This window comes from Candidatus Skiveiella danica, from assembly GCF_022705245.1.
Taxonomy (GTDB): Bacteria; Pseudomonadota; Gammaproteobacteria; order Burkholderiales; family Burkholderiaceae_C; genus Skiveiella; species Skiveiella danica.
On the sequence record NZ_JAKJEW010000084.1, the window covers coordinates 700 to 1,118 of the forward strand.

General features: G+C 76.1%; 1 pseudogene. It reads left to right on the forward strand.

Annotated features, from left to right (window positions below):
• A pseudogene (locus tag ACMUOY_RS20075) lies at positions 1–273 on the forward strand (oxidoreductase); the annotation flags it as partial.
• Positions 274–419: the final 146 nt, after the last annotated feature.

Genomic DNA, 419 nt, shown 5'->3' on the forward strand with positions numbered 1-419 from the left:
GGGGGCCTCGTGCCCTCCGCGCAGATCCCCGCCGGCCCCGGCTACCAGGTCCCCTTCGCGGCCGAGATCCGTGCCCGCGTCGGGATCCCCACGGGAGCCGTCGGCCTGATCACGCAGGCGGCCCAGGCCGAGCAGATCGTGGCGACGGGGCAGGCCGACGTCGTCATCCTCGCCCGGGAAATGCTTCGCGACCCCTACTGGCCGCTGCACGCGGCCGGGGCCCTGAGGGCGGACATCGGCTGGCCGCCGCAGTACCTGAGGGCAAAGCAGTAGGCGGCTTTCTTTGCACCCGGGCCTGGCCCGCTCCCGCGGGCTGCCGAACCAGGGCACGCGGCGTGCCAGGCGGCGGACCCGGGCGGACTGGAGGCGGGGGCGGGGCACGGCGTGAAGGGAAGGGGCCGCCGGGCAGGACGGACCCA